This window comes from Luteibacter sp. GL_149 (genome assembly GCF_057834065.1).
Map to the genome: position 1 here is coordinate 2,739,347 of NZ_CM174395.1, position 17,422 is coordinate 2,756,768.

13 protein-coding genes are annotated in these 17,422 nt (G+C 60.6%); 5 read left to right on the forward strand and 8 right to left on the reverse strand.

All coding sequences use genetic code 11. The annotated features are described in order from the left end of the window. Positions 1 to 357 precede the first annotated feature (357 nt). Positions 358 to 1,329, forward strand: a complete 972-nt coding sequence (locus AC3IR3_RS12095; RefSeq protein ID WP_489192409.1) for an RHS repeat-associated core domain-containing protein — start codon at positions 358 to 360, stop codon at positions 1,327 to 1,329. Continuing rightward, the gene (locus AC3IR3_RS12100; RefSeq protein WP_489192410.1) at positions 1,326 to 1,919 is read left to right on the forward strand and encodes a hypothetical protein; all 594 of its coding nucleotides are present in this window, start codon (positions 1,326 to 1,328) and stop codon (positions 1,917 to 1,919) included. Before AC3IR3_RS12095 ends, AC3IR3_RS12100 begins: the two co-directional genes overlap by 4 nt. A gap of 158 nt (positions 1,920 to 2,077) precedes the next feature. Here the strand turns inward: AC3IR3_RS12100 and AC3IR3_RS12105 are convergent, their stop codons facing one another. The 5 genes from AC3IR3_RS12105 to AC3IR3_RS12125 all read right to left on the reverse strand — a co-directional run bounded on the left by AC3IR3_RS12105 (position 2,078) and on the right by AC3IR3_RS12125 (position 12,779). Further along, complete coding sequence (locus AC3IR3_RS12105; RefSeq protein WP_489192411.1) at positions 2,078 to 4,498, reverse strand: GH92 family glycosyl hydrolase; 2,421 nt, start codon at positions 4,496 to 4,498, stop codon at positions 2,078 to 2,080. 24 nt (positions 4,499 to 4,522) lie between these two features. Then, positions 4,523 to 5,974: a glycoside hydrolase family 125 protein gene (locus tag AC3IR3_RS12110; protein ID WP_489192413.1), complete on the reverse strand. Its 1,452-nt coding sequence runs from the start codon at positions 5,972 to 5,974 to the stop codon at positions 4,523 to 4,525. Beyond that, positions 5,971 to 8,631 carry a beta-mannosidase gene (locus AC3IR3_RS12115; RefSeq protein WP_489192415.1) on the reverse strand — a complete coding sequence of 887 codons (2,661 nt, stop codon included), beginning with the start codon at positions 8,629 to 8,631 and terminating at the stop codon, positions 5,971 to 5,973. The genes AC3IR3_RS12110 and AC3IR3_RS12115 overlap by 4 nt, the downstream gene beginning before the upstream one ends. After that, positions 8,628 to 11,246 carry a TonB-dependent receptor gene (locus AC3IR3_RS12120; RefSeq protein WP_489196925.1) on the reverse strand — a complete coding sequence of 873 codons (2,619 nt, stop codon included), beginning with the start codon at positions 11,244 to 11,246 and terminating at the stop codon, positions 8,628 to 8,630. Before AC3IR3_RS12120 ends, AC3IR3_RS12115 begins: the two co-directional genes overlap by 4 nt. Before the next feature lie 624 nt (positions 11,247 to 11,870). Further along, entirely contained in the window at positions 11,871 to 12,779 is a 909-nt protein-coding gene (locus AC3IR3_RS12125; protein WP_489192417.1) for a LysR substrate-binding domain-containing protein, read from the reverse strand. Between the two features lie 116 nt (positions 12,780 to 12,895). Between AC3IR3_RS12125 and AC3IR3_RS12130 the strand changes: the two genes are divergently transcribed. Further along, positions 12,896 to 13,081 (forward strand): 4-oxalocrotonate tautomerase, encoded by a 186-nt coding sequence (locus AC3IR3_RS12130; protein ID WP_489192419.1) that lies wholly within the window; start codon positions 12,896 to 12,898, stop codon positions 13,079 to 13,081. Between the two features lie 46 nt (positions 13,082 to 13,127). Here the strand turns inward: AC3IR3_RS12130 and AC3IR3_RS12135 are convergent, their stop codons facing one another. After that, positions 13,128 to 13,556, reverse strand: a complete 429-nt coding sequence (locus AC3IR3_RS12135) for a tautomerase family protein (RefSeq protein WP_489192421.1) — start codon at positions 13,554 to 13,556, stop codon at positions 13,128 to 13,130. Positions 13,557 to 13,651: 95 nt separating this feature from the next. Beyond that, positions 13,652 to 14,248: a TetR/AcrR family transcriptional regulator gene (locus AC3IR3_RS12140; RefSeq protein ID WP_489192423.1), complete on the reverse strand. Its 597-nt coding sequence runs from the start codon at positions 14,246 to 14,248 to the stop codon at positions 13,652 to 13,654. Positions 14,249 to 14,435: 187 nt separating this feature from the next. On the opposite strand from AC3IR3_RS12140, the gene AC3IR3_RS12145 reads away from it, so the two are divergent. Together AC3IR3_RS12145 and AC3IR3_RS12150 are read left to right on the forward strand one after the other, a co-directional pair. Continuing rightward, a complete protein-coding gene (locus AC3IR3_RS12145; protein ID WP_489192424.1) occupies positions 14,436 to 14,837 on the forward strand; it encodes a nuclear transport factor 2 family protein in 402 nt (133 codons plus the stop codon). Between the two features lie 22 nt (positions 14,838 to 14,859). Then, on the forward strand, positions 14,860 to 15,618 hold the full coding sequence (locus AC3IR3_RS12150; RefSeq protein WP_489192425.1) for an SDR family oxidoreductase: 759 nt from the start codon (positions 14,860 to 14,862) through the stop codon (positions 15,616 to 15,618). A gap of 121 nt (positions 15,619 to 15,739) precedes the next feature. On the opposite strand, the gene AC3IR3_RS12155 is transcribed toward AC3IR3_RS12150, so the two are convergent. Then, positions 15,740 to 17,386, reverse strand: coding sequence for an ankyrin repeat domain-containing protein (locus tag AC3IR3_RS12155; RefSeq protein ID WP_489192427.1), 1,647 nt, complete (start codon positions 17,384 to 17,386; stop codon positions 15,740 to 15,742). Between the last annotated feature and the right edge of the window lie 36 nt (positions 17,387 to 17,422).

The window sequence follows — 17,422 nt, forward strand, 5'->3', positions numbered from 1 at the left end:
GACGCGAAGCCTCCTTCCTGTAGGAGCGCGCTCTTACACGAACGATGGCGGGCGGTCCGACAGGGCTTTGCCGAAGGCCTCGTTGGGCTTGTCGCCCATCATGAAGGAGAGCGCGTCTCCCCTTGTACGGAATCCAGCTTTTCGTCCACGGCTGCCCGTTCCACGTGACCGACTGGATGTACGGGCGGTCTTCGCCGTTTTCCAACAGTGGGGGGCAGAGTATGGCGACTCCCTATGCTGCACTGCCGTTCTTGAGTACTAATCAACATTGGGAAGAACTGAGGCATACCTCTCGAGACGGTACAGAGCGCATATCCCATACCCGCCTGGGCTGACTACTACGCCTTTGCAGGGATAGTGCGTATCGTTGCGCTCAGGGATCGCGAAGCCGCCGTCAACGAATATCCGTTCGACTTGGAGCAACTGATGAAGGGAATACTTAATAGGCTTATAGTTTCAATTGCGCTGTTCTCTCTTTGGGGTATGGCTAACGCCCAATCAGAGAAGGTCACCTACTACTACACGGATCCGCAAGGTACAGTCCTTGCGAAGACCGACGGCGCTGGCAATATCACTGCTAACGCCGACTATCGGCCCTATGGCCAAGTCGCTTACGGGAACGCAGATAACGGACCGAGCTATACAGGCCATGTCTACGATTTCGATACAGAACTCGTGTACATGCAGCAGCGCTACTACGCTCCCGAAGTTGGGAGGTTTCTCAGCGTTGATCCGGCTCCAGTAAAGAGCGCTGCGACTCAAACCTTCAATCGCTATACTTATGGGGCAAGTAATCCTTACAAGTTTATCGATCCCGATGGAAGGACTGTCACCTGCTCCGAAAATTCCTGCACCATCGAAAGCAAGACGATCTTCGAGGCTGCGGTGGATTACTCAACCGTAAGCGTAATCTATCTCCAGCGGCTAATCGAAAACGCTGTCGCGAATAATTCATCGCAACAGTGGCAAGAGCAAGGACCAACAAGCACAAGCCAATCGGATCACAGCGGCACCGGCGACGCCGCGCCGGCACTCCCGACTGGACTAGTTGGCGATGCGCCTCGTGCTACGGGTAAGAATGGTGGCGCAGCAGTAGGCACCTCGCTACCCGCGGGCAAGTTCGCCGATACAGTCAAAGATCTTACTGGCGACTCACTAGGGCAACCTGATAGTCGGGGACGAAGTACAGCACCAAATGGTGTATCCGTGCGTACTGGTGGCACTAGTGGTCCAAGAATCGACGTTCCGGCGGTCGGAACCAAGCCTCCCGAAGTCATTCACTTCCCCCAGGACACCCCCATCCCGGACAATCTGAAGCCCATACCATGAGAAACTGGAAAACATTCATTCCTCAGCGCCAAGACCTCGAAACTTTGGCGAAGCTTCCTCCTGGAAAATTGTTCATCAGCTCCCAGAACAAACCGGCATGGAACAAAGTTTATATTCAAGCTACGGAAGGCAAATGGCTGTCCCTGTCCTGGGATTACGTCGATGTGGAGTTCAAGTTTGAGATCTACTGCCTTTCAATCGCACAACACGCCACGCCTTCTGCCGACGACTTTATTCAGGCTGGCGAAATACCCGATTTTTCGTCTATCAGGTTTCTACTGAAATCAGAGTGGGTACGCCCCGCCAGCTCGAACGAAGTGCCCGATAATTTTGAACAGGTCATAGAAGAGAGCGGCTTGGCAGCGGATGTACCAAGATCGGCATCTGCAGTTGGGACATCACTCCACGGCATTGTCTTCATCAGGCATGACGGCAAGCCGTGTCTCTTGGTCGAAATCGACGAAAGTCAGAGCTATAGCATCCGCACCGTCGAAAACTGCGAAGCTATTGCTGCACTGACAAGTAAGTACGATTCGCTATCCTTTTCAGAAGTACTGGCATGGCACCCACAAAGCGGCGAAGCGTCATGATCTCTGCGTACTGAGCTATCGCAGTTACGCACTGCTCGATGAGCAGGCCGTAAAAAGAATGATTGCCGCCGCCAGTGGCGCATTGGCCGCTCGACTTTTACAACAGACATACCTTTCCTCAATAGCGACCCGCCCTACAGGAGTGCGCTCAAGCGCGCTCACACGAACGACGGCGGGCGGTCCGACGGAGCTTTGCCGAAGGCCTCGTTGGGCTTGTCGCCCATAATGAAGGAGAGCGTGCCTCCTGCCGTTAGTTCCTTGTGCGGAATCCAGCTCTTCGTCCACGGTTTGCCGTTCCACGTGACCGACTGGATGTACGGGCGGCCTTCGCCGTTTTCCGTAGTTTCGATGACCAGAGTGCGGCCACCACCGACCTGGACCTCGGCGCGATCGAGCAGCGGGCTGCCGAATACGTAGTTGGTGCTGACCGGGTCGACCGCGTAGAGGCCCATTGCGCTCATCACGTACCACGCGCTCATCTGGCCGCAATCCTCGTTGCCGGGCAGACCATCGGGCTCGGGCAGATACATCGTTTCCAGCAGCATGCGCACGCGGGCCTGCGTCTTGTGATGCGCGCCGGCGTACGCGTAGAGATAAGGCATATGGTGCCCCGGCTCGTTGCCGAAAGCGTACTGGCCGACCATGCCGGCGATGTCGGGCGGTGCATTTTTCGGCAGGCGCGGGTCGGCGCTGAACAGTCCGTCGAGCTTTTCCTCGAATGCCTGCTCGCCGCCGAACAGTGTCATGTAGTTATAAACGTCGTGCTGATTGAGGAAGGTCGCCTGCCACGCGTTCGATTCGGTGAAATCGCGCCAGCGGTCCGAATGGCCGATGGCCACGGGATCGAACGGTTCCAGCCAGGTACCGTCTTCCGCGCGAGGGCGGACGAAGTTCGTCTTGTTATCGAATACGTTGCGGTAGTTCTGCGAACGTTTGCGCAGCAACGCGGCATCGTCGCCATGGCCGAGGGCGTCGGCCATATGCGCCACGGCCCAGTCGTCATAGGCGTATTCGAGTGTTTTGCTCGCCGCCTCGCCTTCCTTGTCGCTGGGGATGAAGCCGAGCTTGCGGTAGTACGGCAGGCCGAAATAATCGTCCTGCATGGCGCGGCGACGGAATACCGGCCAGGCCTTCGCATAGTCGATACCGGTGAAACCCTTCGCCTGCGCTTCGGCAACGACCACGGCGGAGTGGTAACCGATCATGCAGACCGTCTCGACGCCCTGCAGCGGCCACACGGGCGCACCGCTCGGGCTTTCCACCGCCAGGCGGACGAGGCCGTCGACAAGGTCCGGCACGCGCTCTGACTGGTAGAGCGTGAACAACGGATGCTCCGCGCGGTAGGTATCCCACAGCGAATAGGTGCTGTAGTTATGCCGCCCTTCGGGCAACGTGTGTACCGCCCTGTCCATGCCACGGTAACGGCCGTCGATATCGCTGAAGACGGTCGGTGCGAGCATCGTGTGGTAGAGCGAACTGTAGAACGTGCGCTTGATCTTGTCCGACGACGAGGCAATCTGGATGCGCGAGAGTTCCCTCTCCCAGTCGGCCTCGGCATCCGCGCGAACACCGTCGAAATCCCAGCCGGGAATCTCGCCGTCGAGATTGCGCATCGCACCTTCGATGTCGACGCCGGAGATACCCACCTTGACCAGCAACGGCTCGCTCGACGCTTTGTCGAAATGCAACGCGGCCTTGAGATGATCGCCCTTGGCCGAGCGCGTGCCCTTCGCCAGTGCATTGTCGTTCTCGTACAGCGTCGCGCTGGCAATGGGCCGCGAGACCTTCAGCGCGAAATAGATAACACGCCCGCTCGCCCACTGGTAAACGCGACGGCCACCAACCAGCGTGTCGTTGCCGACCAGCTTCAGTTCGACATCGCTGACCTTGGTCGGCGTCTCCATGTCGTCCTGAAAGCCGTGCGTCATGTCGATCAGCAAATGCGCGTCGCCGTCTTTCGCGAAGGTGTAACGGTGAATGCCCGCGCGCAGCGTCGCCGTCAGCTCGGCCAGGATGTCGTGCGCCGTGAGCTGGGCGCGGTAGTAACCCGGCTGCGCATGCTCGCCCGTGTAATGCGAACGGTAGCCCTTGATCCCCGTCTTGAAGCCCTTCGGCTGCTCGCCAGCCCCAGGCCGTGCGCCATCGAAACGGGACACGTAATTCACGCCGTCGAAATCGCGATCGCCCGGTTGCAGACGCACCGGACCCATCGACGGCATCACCAGCACGTCGAGCATGTCGCTCGCGCCGGTACCGGACAGATGCGTATGCGAGAAGCCCATGATCGAGCCGTCGCCCTGGTGGTAACCCGACGAACCGTCCCATTGCGCGTTGTACGTATCGGGGCTCAGCTGGACCATGCCGAAGGGCCGCGTCGCACCCGGATAGGTATGGCCGTGGCCACCGGTGCCGACGAAGACGTTCACGTAACGGGCAAGGCCATCGGCCGTCGTGTCCAACCCCTGGGCGGGCGCGGTCAGGCCGCGCTGCACGCCGGCGGCCAGCGCGGTGAGGGAGCCGAGCTGACCGATCGCCGTGAAGGCGGCCATCCCTTGCAGAAAACGTCGACGGGTAACCATGTTTCGCTCCAGACAGGCGGCGCGTCAGACGCGCCGCAGGGTATCGGGGTGTTTATCGGCGAGGTGTACGACGAGTTCGCCAAACAACGTATTGGCCCACGCGAACCACGCGCGGGTGAATTGCTTCGGGTCGTCCTGATCGAACGCCTCGTGCATGAAGCCGGTGTCGGCATGCGTCGTCTTCAGCCAGTGCAGGCTCTGGCGCTGTTCGGCCGCGTCGTCGGTAGTGAAAGCTTTCATCATGATCGACATGGGCCAGATCATGCGCAGGCCTTCGTGCGGGCCGCCGATACCTTCACCGGCGGAGCCCTTGAAGAAGTATGGATTCTGCGTGCTCCAGACCCGGTCGCGCGTGCGCTTGTAGCGTGCGTCGTAGGCGCTGCTTTCCAGATACGGCAGTGCGAGCAGGCTCGGCACGTTCGCATCGTCCATGAACAACTGATTGCCGTAGCCGTCGACCTCGTATGCCCAATAGTCGCCCTGCCCGTCTTTCACCACGCCGTACAGTTCGGCGGCGGCGGCGATCTCATCGGCCAACGTCTGGCATTCGTGCGCGAAGGAGATGTCGCCAAAGAATGTGCCGTGCATCTGCGCCAGCCGACGCAGCGTGACCACGGCGAACAGGTTGCCCGGGATATTGAACGGATACAGCGTTGCGTCGTCCGAGGGGCGGAACATCGCGTGGATCAAACCAACCGGGCGGGTCGGGTTGCCGTAGCCGTGCAGGAACTGGCTCTCGGTCGGATTCGGCGACTGGCGCTGGAAATGATACGGACCGGGACCATCCTTGCGCTGCTGCTCGCGAAAGGTCCGTACGATCAGCCGCGTCGCCGCGCGCCAGTCGTCGTCGAACGGCTCGCGATCGCCGGTCCGTTGCCAGTATCCATGGGCAAGCCGCACGGGATAGCACAGCGAGTCGATCTCCCATTTGCGCTCGGCCACGCCGGGACGCATATCGGTCACGTCGTTCTGTGCCCATTCGAGTTTCGACTTGCCATGCGGATCGGGCAGGAAGGCATTCGCATACGGGTCGATGGCGATACAACGCGCCTGACGGCGAATCAGGCCACGGAACATGCGCCGCAGTGCCTCGTCCTTCGCCGCCAGCTGCACGTAAGGCCACACCTGTGCCGAGGAATCGCGTAGCCACATCGCATCGATGTCGCCGGTGATCACGAACGTATCGGCGCGACCGTCGAGCGTGCCGACCTCTACCGTCGTATCCAGCGTATTCGGAAAGCAGTTCTCGAACAGCCAGGAGAGTTCCGGATCGCCGATTTTCGCCTTCGTGCGGGCGATCAGCTGCTCCACGGCGGGACTCGTGAACTTGCGTTTGGCCAACGGTGGCCGGCGGCTGACGAAGCCACCCGCGCGGGCGGCCGGTCCCACAGGCGCCGCCATCGTCAGTCCTCCAAGCATTGCCGCCGCGGGCGCCATGGCCAGCCACTTGACGATGTCACGACGACTGCTGTTCATGGCGTATCTTTCCTTGTGGTTTCCTTAGCGGCCGGCTGCGTGGCATCGACAAGCGAACGCACGGTCAGCGCGCGGCGCAGGCTGTCGAGGTCGGCGTTGCCTTCGACCTTCAGTTCCACACGCTCGCCCGGAAGCAGGTCGAACGCGTTGTCGGACAAGCGACCATCCAGCTTGCCGAAGTCGATCCATACCCCGCGCGCCAGATGTTTCGCATGCACGCTGACCACGATGCCGTGACCGTTGTCGCTTACTTGCGCGTCGAGTTCCGGCTGGGGAAGCGCCAGCGTGCGCGCCGCGCCGAAGTACAACAGGTGACGACTCACCGGCGCGCCGTTTTCCAGCAGCTCGAAGACGACGACCGTATGTTTCGGGTCGGCGCCCTTCAGAAGTTGCGCGTCGGTAAACGTCGCCGCCGACGTGCTGGCAAGCGCGGTGGCGTTAAGCGCGCGGCTCTCTTCGTGCAGCACCTTGCCCTGCATGTCCAGCACACGGGTACGCAACTGCGCCTTGAACGGCACGGTGCGATCCGAAACCGCGAAGACTTCCGTGCGCCCGTCGCGACGGATCGGCACCACATCCACCGGCGCGTAGAAACGCCTCGCGCGATACTGCAATGCCTTCCAGCGGCCGTCATAGTCGACGCTGGACCACGATGGGCCGGGCCACACATCGTTGAGCTGCCAGTACAGCGAACCCATGCTTTGCGGCCGTGCGCTACGCAGGTGTTCCGCCGCCAGCTCGATGCCTTCGGCCTGCATTACCTGACTGAGATAAACAAACGAGGGGAAGTCCTTCGGCTCACCGTATTCCTGGCGGATATAGAGCAGCAGCCGCTGGTTGCCATCGCCGTTGGCGAACTTCTGGTGCGCACGCATTACCTTGGATTCGGCGGACATGTCCTCGGGCTTCGTTACCGTTTCCAGCGTCGCGATGGACGGGAACGATTGCAGGCCGTATTCGGACTGGAAGCGCGGCGTCGTGTCCAGATAGTGAGCGATAGGCTCCGAGCCCGACCAGACTTTCCAGTAGTGGAAGTCGCCATCGTTCTCGACGTTGGCCGGACCGTCGAAGTCGGTACTCGGCGAACTGGCCCAGTACGGCACGTCGGGCGAAAGATCGTTGGCGATCTTGCGCAGCGTATGGCCGAACAACTCGCGCATGCCATCCTCGATGCGCTTGACCTCGGCGGCATCGATGGACTGACGGAAGGTTTCGCGGTCGGGCCAGGACTCCCAGCCGGTCTGCACTTCGTTGTTACCCGACCACAGCACGATGCTCGGATGGTCGCGCAGACGCAGCACCTGTTCGGTCGCCTCGATGCGGACGTTCTCGCGGAAGGCATCGTCATAGGGCGTGATCGCACCGCCGAACATGAAGTCCTGCCAGATCATCAGGCCCATGCGGTCGGCTAGCGCATAGAACGCATCGTCCTGATATGTACCGCCGCCCCACATGCGCAGCATGTTCATATTGGCGTCGTGTGCGGAACGCAGGATCGACTCCATCCGCTGCGGCGTGACGCGCTCGGGGAAACTGTCGAACGGGATCAGGTTGGCCCCTTTGGCGAACACCGGCACGCCGTTGACCACGAAGGCGAAACCGCGGCCCCAGCGATCCTTGTCGCGGCGCAGTTCGACACTGCGCAGGCCGATGTCGCGCTCGGCGATGACCAGCGCGTCGCCGCCTGCCTGCACGCTTGCGCGCACGTGGTAAAGATTCGGATCGCCGTAGCCGGCCGGCCACCAGCGTTGCGGATGGTCGATGCGCACGGGGACGACGACGTGGTTCTCGCCTGCCGTCAGTTCGGCATGCCGCGTCTGGCTACCCTTGGTGCCGTCCGGAGCGGTCCAGTCCACCCGCACGTCGACCGCTTGCGCACGATCGGCGCGAAGATCGAGCTGCGCCTGCAACTGCGCGACGTTGGCATCGACCTTCGGCTGCGCGACGTGGAAGTCCGCCAGTCGCAGATTGTCCCAGCTTTCCAGCCGTACCGGCTGCCAGATGCCCAGGGTCACGTAACGCGGACCCCAGTCCCAACCGTATTGATAGTTGGCCTTGCGGACGTAATTGGATGTCTGCTTGCCCTTGGGCTCGTCGCCGAAGGCGGAGTCGAACTCGCCCGGTAACGCATAAGGCTGCTTCAGCAACCATGGCTGCAGGCGCGCAATCGGCGAATGCAGGTGCACCAGCAGCGTATTGCTGCCCGGATGCAGCTGCTCTTTCACCGGAATGCGCCAGCGGCGGAACATGTTGTCGGCCGAGAGCAGGTGCTTGCCGTTGAGCGACACATCGGCAAACGTGTCCAGCCCGTCGAAGACCAGCTCGACGTGGCCGCGTTTCAGGCTGGCCGCATCGACGTCGAACGATAACTGGTAGTCCCAATCGGCGAGGCCAACCCATTGCAGGCTGGCCTCGTTATCGCGATAGAACGGATCGGCGATGGTGCCGGCCGCGAGCAGATCTGTCTGCGCGCTACCGGGCACCCGCGCCGCTTGCCAGCGTGCCGCCGCGGGATGCGCGGCGGCAGCGGACGACGATGGCGCGAGGCGAAACTGCCACCCCTGCAGGAGCGGTCGTTCCGTCAGTGCCTGCGCACTGGCGGAACTTGCGACGAAACATGCCGACAGCGCGAGCAGCGCACGCCAGCGTGCGATCACAGCTTGAAGCCCAGGTTCAGCGTGTAGGTGCGGCCGTTCTTGTACGCGTTGAGCGGCTGACTGGGGGTGTTGTTGTAAACGAAATAGGTCTCGTCCAGCAGGTTCGTGGCATCCAGCGAAACGCGGATGTGGTCGTTGATCTGGTAACCGACCGACGCGTCCAGCTCGCGGAAGATGCCCGTGATCTGCGCCGACTGCAGCTGCGCGATCTGCGTGAAGTACGCCGAACGCCAGCTATAGGTGATGCGCGCGTTCCACGGACCCTGCTCGTAATACGGGCTCAGGTTGAACGAGTTCTTCGAGTTGTACGGCAGCGGGAAGCTGTTGCTGGTATCCGCATGCGAGTACGTGTAGTTCGCCAACATGCCGAAACCATAACCGAAGTTACCCTGGTAGGTCAGCGACAGGCCCTTCACCTTGGCGACGCCTGCGTTGATCGGCTTCTCCATGGAGTAGACCGCGTCCTGCAGTGTCGTGAGGTTGAAGTGCGTTTCCTCGACGTTGGTGTTGAGGATGTAACCGGAGATGCGACGGTAGAAGGCTTCGGCGGACAATACGCTGTTCTCCGAGAAGTACCATTCCAGCGATGCGTCGTAGTTGGTCGACTTGTACGGCTTCAGGTCGGTATTGCCTTCCGAGCCCGTGAGCGTGCGATCGTCCAGTGCGACATACGGTGTCATCTGCTGATAGCGCGGACGTGCGATGGCCTTCGCCGCGGCGAAGCGCAGCACCAGATCGTCGCGCAGGTCATAGCCGATATTGAACGACGGCAACCAGTCGTGATAGCTGCTGCGCTTGTTCACCGGCGTGTACTGATTGCTGCCGATGCTGTTGTAACCGTCGACGGTGTCGCGTGTGCGGTAGTAGCGCATGCCCAGGTTGCCGCGATAGCTGTCGCCGGCGAAGTCGCCCTGGATGTAGAACGCGCGGTTCTGCTCCTGAATGGAATAGGTCGCCTTCGGGTCCAGCGGTACGCTGGTCACCAGGCTTTGCACGTAGTCTTTCAGGCCACCACGACTGATCGTCGTCCAGTTGGCCATGCTGCCGGTGCCATTCAGACCGCCGAGATAGCCGTCCGGGGTCATGCCGCCCTGAAGATCGGCGAGCGAGACGCCACTGCCATCCGGCGACGGAATCTGCGCGGCGTAACCGTCCTGACCGTTGTAGTGATTGGTGGCCTTGATACCGACCTCGATCTGGTTAAGCGGACCCCAGGAGACATCGTGGGCGAAGTCGGCCTGGAAGTAACGCTCGCGGTCGTAGCTGGGCGCGTAGCTGTAGCCGGCGCCGTGCGCGAGCATCTGCGACGGATTGTCCGGGCTGTTGTAGTTGATCTGCGGATGCTGGCCCGCCAGATTCCAGTTGTAGCCGCCGTAACCCCGGAACTGCGCGTTGTAGATACCGTCCGAGCCACCGGTGGAACCGGTGTAACCGATCTGGCTCGACGCGGTCCAGCCATCGCCGTACCAGTCGGCGCGCAACTGCGCGGTACCGGTATTGACCTTCGAGAAGCGCTCGTAGCCGTCCAGATACGTCGGCGCATTCGGACCGTACGAACCACTGGTGGCGATGCCGTTGGTGAAGCCCAGCGCATTCGCATCGGCCGCGCTACCCGACCAGTCGCCATAACGGCTCTGGTTGAAGTTGTTGAACTTCTCGGTCACGTACAGGCCCGTGAAGTTCAGTTCGAAACCGTCGTTCGGTTTCCACTGCAGACCGGTGGACACGCCGTCGCGCTTGCGTTCCTGCTGGAACCACGCCGTGTTGATCGCGGTCGGATAAACGCCCTGCGCGTTCGGCGCCACGACGCCCGGGGCGAACTGGTGGCTGGGGTTCGTATCGGTGGGATCGTTGACGCGCTGGTAACCGAAAATCTCGGTGCCCTGGCGATCGATGACGCGATCCGAATGCATGACGGAACCGAGCACGCCGAAGGTATTGGCGTCGTTCTTCCAGCTATAGAACAGCGACGCATTCGGCTTGCCCTTGTCCGCACGGTCGTTATAACCGTAGCTGACATTGCCGGTCAGCGTATTCGCCTTCAGGTCCAGCGGACGACGCGTGTTGACCACCACCGTACCGCCGATGCTGCCCTCGTCGATCTTCGCCTGCGGGGTCTTGTAGACCTGGGCGTTGCCGATGATTTCGGACGTGAGCAGGCTGTAATCGAACGAGCGGCTGTCCGGATTGTTCGGGTCGGACGTCCAGTTGGTCGACGCAAGCGTCTGGCCGTTGAGCAGCAGACGGTTCAGTGCCGGGTCGGTGCCCAGGATGCTGACCTTGTCGCCTTCGCCGAAGTTACGGTCGACGCTGATGCCCGGCAGGTGCGAGAGCGATTCGGCGACATTGGTGTCCGGGAACTTGCCCACGTCCTCGGCCGAAATCGCATCGACGATCGAGTCGGCATTGCGCTTCAGATCGAGAGACTTCTGCAAGCTCGCGCGGATACCCGTGACGGTCACGCCTTCGAGGGTCGAGGCCACCTGCGGATTCGCGGCGTCGGGCGTGGCGGGGGTGTTCTTTTTCGCCGTCTTGGCGGGCGGCGTGGGGGTCGTCGTGCCCGAGTCCTGCGCCATGGCGCTGCCCGTAGCGAACAGCCCAGCCAGGATGGCCATCGAAAGTGCGCTGATCCGGTGGTTCACATCGATTTCCTTGGAAGATGGCGCGAGACCCGGACAGACTTGCCCGTGGCATCGTCCCATCCCTACCCGCGTAATTTTTAGGCCGAACGCGCCCGCGCGAGCATTCGCCCACGTTGTTCGCGTTCGTCCTTGTGGATTCGTTCTTGCCCTGCGCCCATGCGCGGTGGCGATGGTCCGCCCGTACGTTCGATGCCGCGTCGTCGTCACTGTTGCAGCGGTGTTACGGAGCGAATTTTTAGGGGTAGCTGACAACGTTGTCAACCGATTTTTTAACTCGATCTAAAGTCCGCAACAATCAATTAACTTGCTGTTTTTAATTGATTTATTCGAACGCGTGAAATACTGCATTGCGGAATTTCTCATTCAGGATTTGGATCGATCCATGTCTCGGCCAACCGCTTGCTCTATGTTGCTAGATCACTATTTCCAAAGCAGTTTTTTAAACCGGGCACGGCTTTGGAGGAAAACGGTCCCGATGGGACGCATCCATGCTGCGGCGCAACCAAAAATAGCCGACCGAACGTATCGTTCCATCCAAAAAACCGACGACCAAACCAACAAAACGAAGAAGCAAAGCCCCCACGCGCTTCGGTCGGCCTAACCATCTCCGCCCCCGGTTGCAACGCCAAAACGACCAAGCATGAAATCGACAACGCTACGTAGCTTTGCCGTCGGACGGCGATCCTGCGCGTAAATCAGATACATGGGAGAAGGCATAAGTGCCCAGGCCGGTAATACGGGTAGCAAACGGCCGGTGGAAAAATCGTCGGCGAGCAGTGCTTCTGGCAGCAACACAATGCCTGCGCCATGTATGGCAGCCATGCGCAACGCATCGCCCTGGTTCGCGGTAAATCGGCCTTGAACAGCGACATCGCAAATGTCGCCGCCGGGTCCCAGCAGACGCCAGTGATCGTGCCGGTGCCAGTACGACAGACCTAAGCAGTCGCGCGCGTTCAACTGTTCGGGGTGTTCGGGTACGCCGTGCCGGGCGAGATAGGTCGGCGAAGCGGCCAGCACGCGGCGATAGGGCTGTAACGGTCGCGCAACGACGCCCGGCTCGTCGATGTCGCCGATACGGATGCCTAACTCGTAACCTTCATCGACCAGGTTAAGCGCGCGATTGTCCAGCGTCAGTTTCACGCTTACGTCGGGATGGTGGGCCATGTAGTCGGTCAGCGCCGGCACCAGGCAGTGGCTACCGAAACTGACGGGCGCAATCATCCTCAGCTCACCGCGCGGACTGGCCTGTAACTCCGATGCGCTGGCTTCCGCGAGATCCACTTCCGCCAACACGTGCTTGCAACGCTCGTAGTAGAGCCGGCCTACATCCGAGAGCTGTTGCCTGCGTGTGGTTCGATGAAGCAAGCGTGCGCCCAGCCGCTGCTCGATGGTACGGATGTGCTTGGCAACCATGGTCGCCGAGACCTGGCTGGCCTCAGCCGCGGCACTGAAGCTGCCGCTTTCCACAACCTGTACGAACATCTCCATACCGGCCAATTTGTTCACGATTAAAAACCTATGGGTTTTAAACGGGTCAAATCATGGCATGTTTATCAACACCACGGCAGGGGCGCAATCTTTGCGCATCGCCTCCTTCCGGGGGCGCCCATCGGAGAACTGTCATGCCCACCCTGCACCTGGAAATGCACCCCGGCCGTACGCTGGAACAGAAGCGTGCTTTCGTTCGTGAGGTAACACGGGTTACCGTCGAGACACTGGTATGTCCACCGGAAAGTGTCGATGTGTTGATCACCGAAGTGCCGCGCGATGCCTGGGCCAAGGGCGGCAAGTTGATTTCGGATGGATGAGCCAGCTAGCGGAGTTCATCTGAACCGTTTGCTGGAAGGCGGGAGCTCAACCGCGGAGCTTGGCGATCTGCGCGCGGGCCTCGCCGATAATCTCTTCGTTGGTATGGGCATGTCCCCAAAGGCCCCATCCACCTTGCGAGGCTTCCGTCAGGAGCACCCAGGTTCGTTCTGTCAGAGTCGAGTCTCCCGCGGCAAGCGCTACCAGATCGGTGAGCTGACGCACGACGGCTAACTGCTTCTCCCGGTCGAGGGCGCCGAAGTTGGTCAGAACCTGTACGCGAACGTAGTTGCTGTCGCCATCCACATTGGCGATGGCTCCGACGGGGAGTTCGTGGACAAAAGCCGCCGTGTTTTTGCGAAACATGGGAATGTCGGGGACTTGCTCGACCGACTTAACGACCGCGGCAGCATCGATCGCCAGTTTGTGAGGGTCGGCAAAGGTGCCTTTGGCGGCATAGATATCGATCATGGGCATGAAAGTGACTCCTCGAAAGATTGTGATGTTTTCACCACCTCGCGGCGGTTCGAGCGGCCATGGAAGACCGTCCTGAAAATCACTTTGGACTGGCTTTATTCAGGCGAAATGGCCTGGAGCAACTGTTGACGCGCGTCCTCCAGTATTTCGTTGGCGAGGACTGGATCAGTCCCAACGACCGCGCGCGAAAGCACCAACGATCCGACCATCTGACTGAAAAGCGCGATCGCCTTTTTTTTCTTCTCTTGCAAACTTTCGCCGTCGATCACACTCGCCAGCAGATCGAAATTCCACGTCAGTCCGCCCGCATAGGATTGCCGCGCTTCCTTGCCGAGTCGTCGCACATCGCCGGCGAACGCGGTCAACGGACAACCCTCCTCGATATTGGTCAGGTGGCCCGGGGACAGGTACCAATCGATGTACTGCTTCATGGGGTCGATCGCCTGCGCCTTTGACGCCTGGATACCGGCCACGAGCTGAGCCGCGCCATCCTCCATCGCCTTCTCCATGACGGCTGCAACCAGCGCGTCCTTCGATTTGAAGTGGTTGTAAAAGCCGCCCTGGGTAAAGCCCGCAGCCTTGGTCAGCTCTGCCAACCCTACCGCGGCCACCCCGCGCTCACGGAAGAGCTTTTCCGCGGCGGCAACGATAGCGCCTTTATTTTCAATGGCTTGTTGCTTCGAAACGCCCATGCATCCACTCCTCTTCGACGAACTCTTCACGATTCGCCCCAAATAACAATGGTGATCACCATTGACAATCATTTACTGCCAGCCGACTATATCTCATGTCAATGGTGATCACCATTGTTAGCCATCCCCGCGCCAGGCAGCTAAACGCACCGTCACTTGAGTCATCAGCATCGAAGAGGAAACCGCCATGTCAAAGACGTCGCCCGAACAGAACAAAGCTCTTGTCATCGAAGCATTCGACACGCTGTTCAATCAGCGTAACTACGATGCCGCCCAGCGCTTCTGGTCCGACAACTACATCCAGCACAGCGCACATATCGAACCGGGCCGCGAAGGCTTGTTCAATCTGATTCGCAGCGTTCCCGGCACGATGCGTTACGAGCATGACCTGGCCATGGCCGAAGGGGATTACGTCATCGTGCACGGACGTTTCTCCGGTATTGGCCGTCCGGCGGCGTGGATCGCCGTGGACGTCGTCCGCCTCGAAGACGGTCGGCTCGCCGAGCACTGGGACGTATTGCAAGACGAAGCAACACAAACCGAATCCAAGAGCGGATTGCCCATGTACGGCAACCACTTCCCTGCCTGATCCCCACTCAAGAAGAACTCTCATGAAACTCAGTGGCAACACCATCTTTATTACCGGCGGTGGCTCCGGTATCGGTCGCGGACTGGCCGAAGCGCTGCACAAGCTGGACAACAAAGTCATCATTGCCGGCCGGCGGCGTAGTCATCTCAACGCCGTGATCGCAGCCAATCCCGGCATGGAGGCCGTCGAACTCGACATCGCCGATCCTGCCAGCATCGCTCGTGTGGCGACACAGTTGATCGCCGATCACCCCGAGCTAAACGTTCTCATCAACAACGCCGGCATCATGCAACCCGACACCGTTGCCGGAAAGATCGACGACGCGCTGTTGACCTCGACCATTTCAACGAACCTGCTGGGACCGATCCGCATGACGTCGGCGTTGATCGATCATCTGAAAAGCAAGGACAACGCCGTTGTGGCGTATACAAGTTCCGTTCTTGCCTTTGTACCGATGGCCGTCACGGGCATCTATTCGTCGACCAAGGCGGCGCTTCATTCATACGTGCTGTCGCAACGCTTCATGCTCCGTAGTACGGGAGTTCGCGTTCTTGAGATCGCACCGCCCTGGGTGCGCACTGAGCTCATGAACAGTCAGGAAGCCGAGCAAGCCATGCCGCTGGATCAGTTCATTGCCGAAACGATAGCGATTCTTGGCACGGATGCGGACGAGATCGTGGTCGATGCGGCCAAGCCGTTCCGCGCCAATGTGGGGCCGGACGAGCACCACTTCGTCAACAGCTTTAACGACCAGACACTCGCGCTCTTTGGTGGTGCCTAAACCGGCGGTTAGCGACATGCAGGTTTGAGCCGCACCATGGAGGGGGGAAACCGGGACGGAAGTAATAAGTGGACATATAACCACCTCCGTCCCCGTTTCCGTCGCTACCAAGACTTCCCGTTCACGCCGACGGTTCGAGAAGAAACGCCGTGACTTCTTCCGAAAACTCCATCTGACGTCCGTCGATCGCCACCCAGCGTGGCACTTCATTCGGGTCTGCGCCCGGCGGCCACACAGCCCGAGGCATGCCATGCGCAACGAGCGCGCGGGCACAACCGAGCCAGTCACCGTAGCCAGGGGGCTGGTTGCATGAGGCCCAGGACAGCGTGCCCGCCACATCACTGCCGTAGCCGTGCGCTTCGGTCCAGCTCGCGCCGTGTTCGAGCAGACATTCCGTCATTGAGACGTTGCCGCGAAAGACAGCCCAGTTAATAGCGGAGCCGCGGAAGGGTTCGTCGCCACCCCTGGTCGCCACGGGCCAACCGAGGTTCACCATAAGCCGTACGGCTGAGTCGCACTCGCTCATCGCAAGCTCCGGAAGCTGCCTGAGTCGGAAGGGCCCGAGCCTGTCGAACATGTCCGGAATGCGCGCAAGCCAGCTGCGGGCTTCTACTTCGTCGCAGCGGGCACATGCGGCAACGAAGGCATCTTCGTCCGATAGCTCTTCCGCTACACCGGCGTCCATGAGCAACTCTGCGATTTCGGTCAGACCCAGAGACAGTGCGAACGTATAGGTCCCCTGCCCGTCCGGAGTTCGTGCATGCGCATCCGCTCCCGCATCAAGAAGGGCCTTCACCAGTGCGACCGGACAACGAGCACGAATGGCTCCAATCAGCGGCGTAGTGCCCTGCCCCGTTAACTCGTTGGGGTCCGCCCCATGCTGTAGAAGCAGATGTAAGGAATGAACGCTTGCATGCGCAATCGCATTGCCGAGCGCATTGGTGCCCGCTGTGTGAGCACCGTTCTCCAGAAGCAAACGCGTGCACTCCGGGTTCTCGACCGAGTGGTAGAGCGATTCGCCGTCGTTCGGGTCCGCACCCGCAGCGAGTAAAATCCGCGTCAGCCCGGTGTCTCTCATCTGACCTGCCGCCCCGTACAGCGCGCTGAGTCGCTCTTCGCCAGGGTCGCTCAGCGAATGTGGCGGCCACCGATTGCCGATGGACTGGTTCGGATTCGCCCCGGCCTCGAGTAGCACGCGCGCGCAGCGCCTGAGACCCTCACCGAAACCGTCGACACGCACCAGAGCGGAGTGAGTCACTGCCACGAGTGGCGGCATGTTCAGTGGGCCGCCAGCACGATTCACCCACGAAGGATCCGTGGCGATAGCGCCACGGATCGACGCCTCGTCGCCGACGGCGCATGCCAGATATGCATCGCCATGCACCAGATCGGGTTGTTCCGCAAGAATACGTACAGCCAACTTCGTCCGTGCGCCGAAGGTGCTGCCGGTGACATCGCCCGCATAAACCAGCCGTAACCAGTACTGTATTTTTGCGACGCGATCGCTCATGCGAACACGTTGCCACTCGACGTAGTGTTTCAGCTCGTGCCAGCTGGGGAAACCGTATTCGCGTGCAATACACGACTGCGCGTCGTGCAAACGCAGCTGCATCGCGCCGAGCTCTGCGTTGCTCCGGCCGTGCGCGGCGGGTAACCACGTGCGGAAACGCTCGAGTGCCGCCGTATCGCCCGCGCGGCAAAGGCGCAGCAGATCTTTGGCTTGCCTACGAAGATGGTCGAGATGGGACTGCTCGGGAAGTGAGCTCATTGGAAACCTCAATGCATGGATCGCCGACGGTCCGCA

Excerpts from the sequence above, each read along its gene's own strand:
- AC3IR3_RS12100 (WP_489192410.1), top strand. The coding sequence starts at position 1,326 with ATGAGAAACTGGAAAACATTCATTCCTCAGCGCCAAGACCTCGAAACT.
- AC3IR3_RS12105 (WP_489192411.1), bottom strand. The coding sequence starts at position 4,498 with ATGGTTACCCGTCGACGTTTTCTGCAAGGGATGGCCGCCTTCACGGCG.
- AC3IR3_RS12110 (WP_489192413.1), bottom strand. The coding sequence starts at position 5,974 with ATGAACAGCAGTCGTCGTGACATCGTCAAGTGGCTGGCCATGGCGCCC.
- AC3IR3_RS12120 (WP_489196925.1), bottom strand. The coding sequence starts at position 11,246 with ATGGCCATCCTGGCTGGGCTGTTCGCTACGGGCAGCGCCATGGCGCAG.
- AC3IR3_RS12130 (WP_489192419.1), top strand. The coding sequence starts at position 12,896 with ATGCCCACCCTGCACCTGGAAATGCACCCCGGCCGTACGCTGGAACAG.
- AC3IR3_RS12135 (WP_489192421.1), bottom strand. The coding sequence starts at position 13,556 with ATGCCCATGATCGATATCTATGCCGCCAAAGGCACCTTTGCCGACCCT.
- AC3IR3_RS12140 (WP_489192423.1), bottom strand. The coding sequence starts at position 14,248 with ATGGGCGTTTCGAAGCAACAAGCCATTGAAAATAAAGGCGCTATCGTT.
- AC3IR3_RS12145 (WP_489192424.1), top strand. The coding sequence starts at position 14,436 with ATGTCAAAGACGTCGCCCGAACAGAACAAAGCTCTTGTCATCGAAGCA.
- AC3IR3_RS12150 (WP_489192425.1), top strand. The coding sequence starts at position 14,860 with ATGAAACTCAGTGGCAACACCATCTTTATTACCGGCGGTGGCTCCGGT.
- AC3IR3_RS12155 (WP_489192427.1), bottom strand. The coding sequence starts at position 17,386 with ATGAGCTCACTTCCCGAGCAGTCCCATCTCGACCATCTTCGTAGGCAA.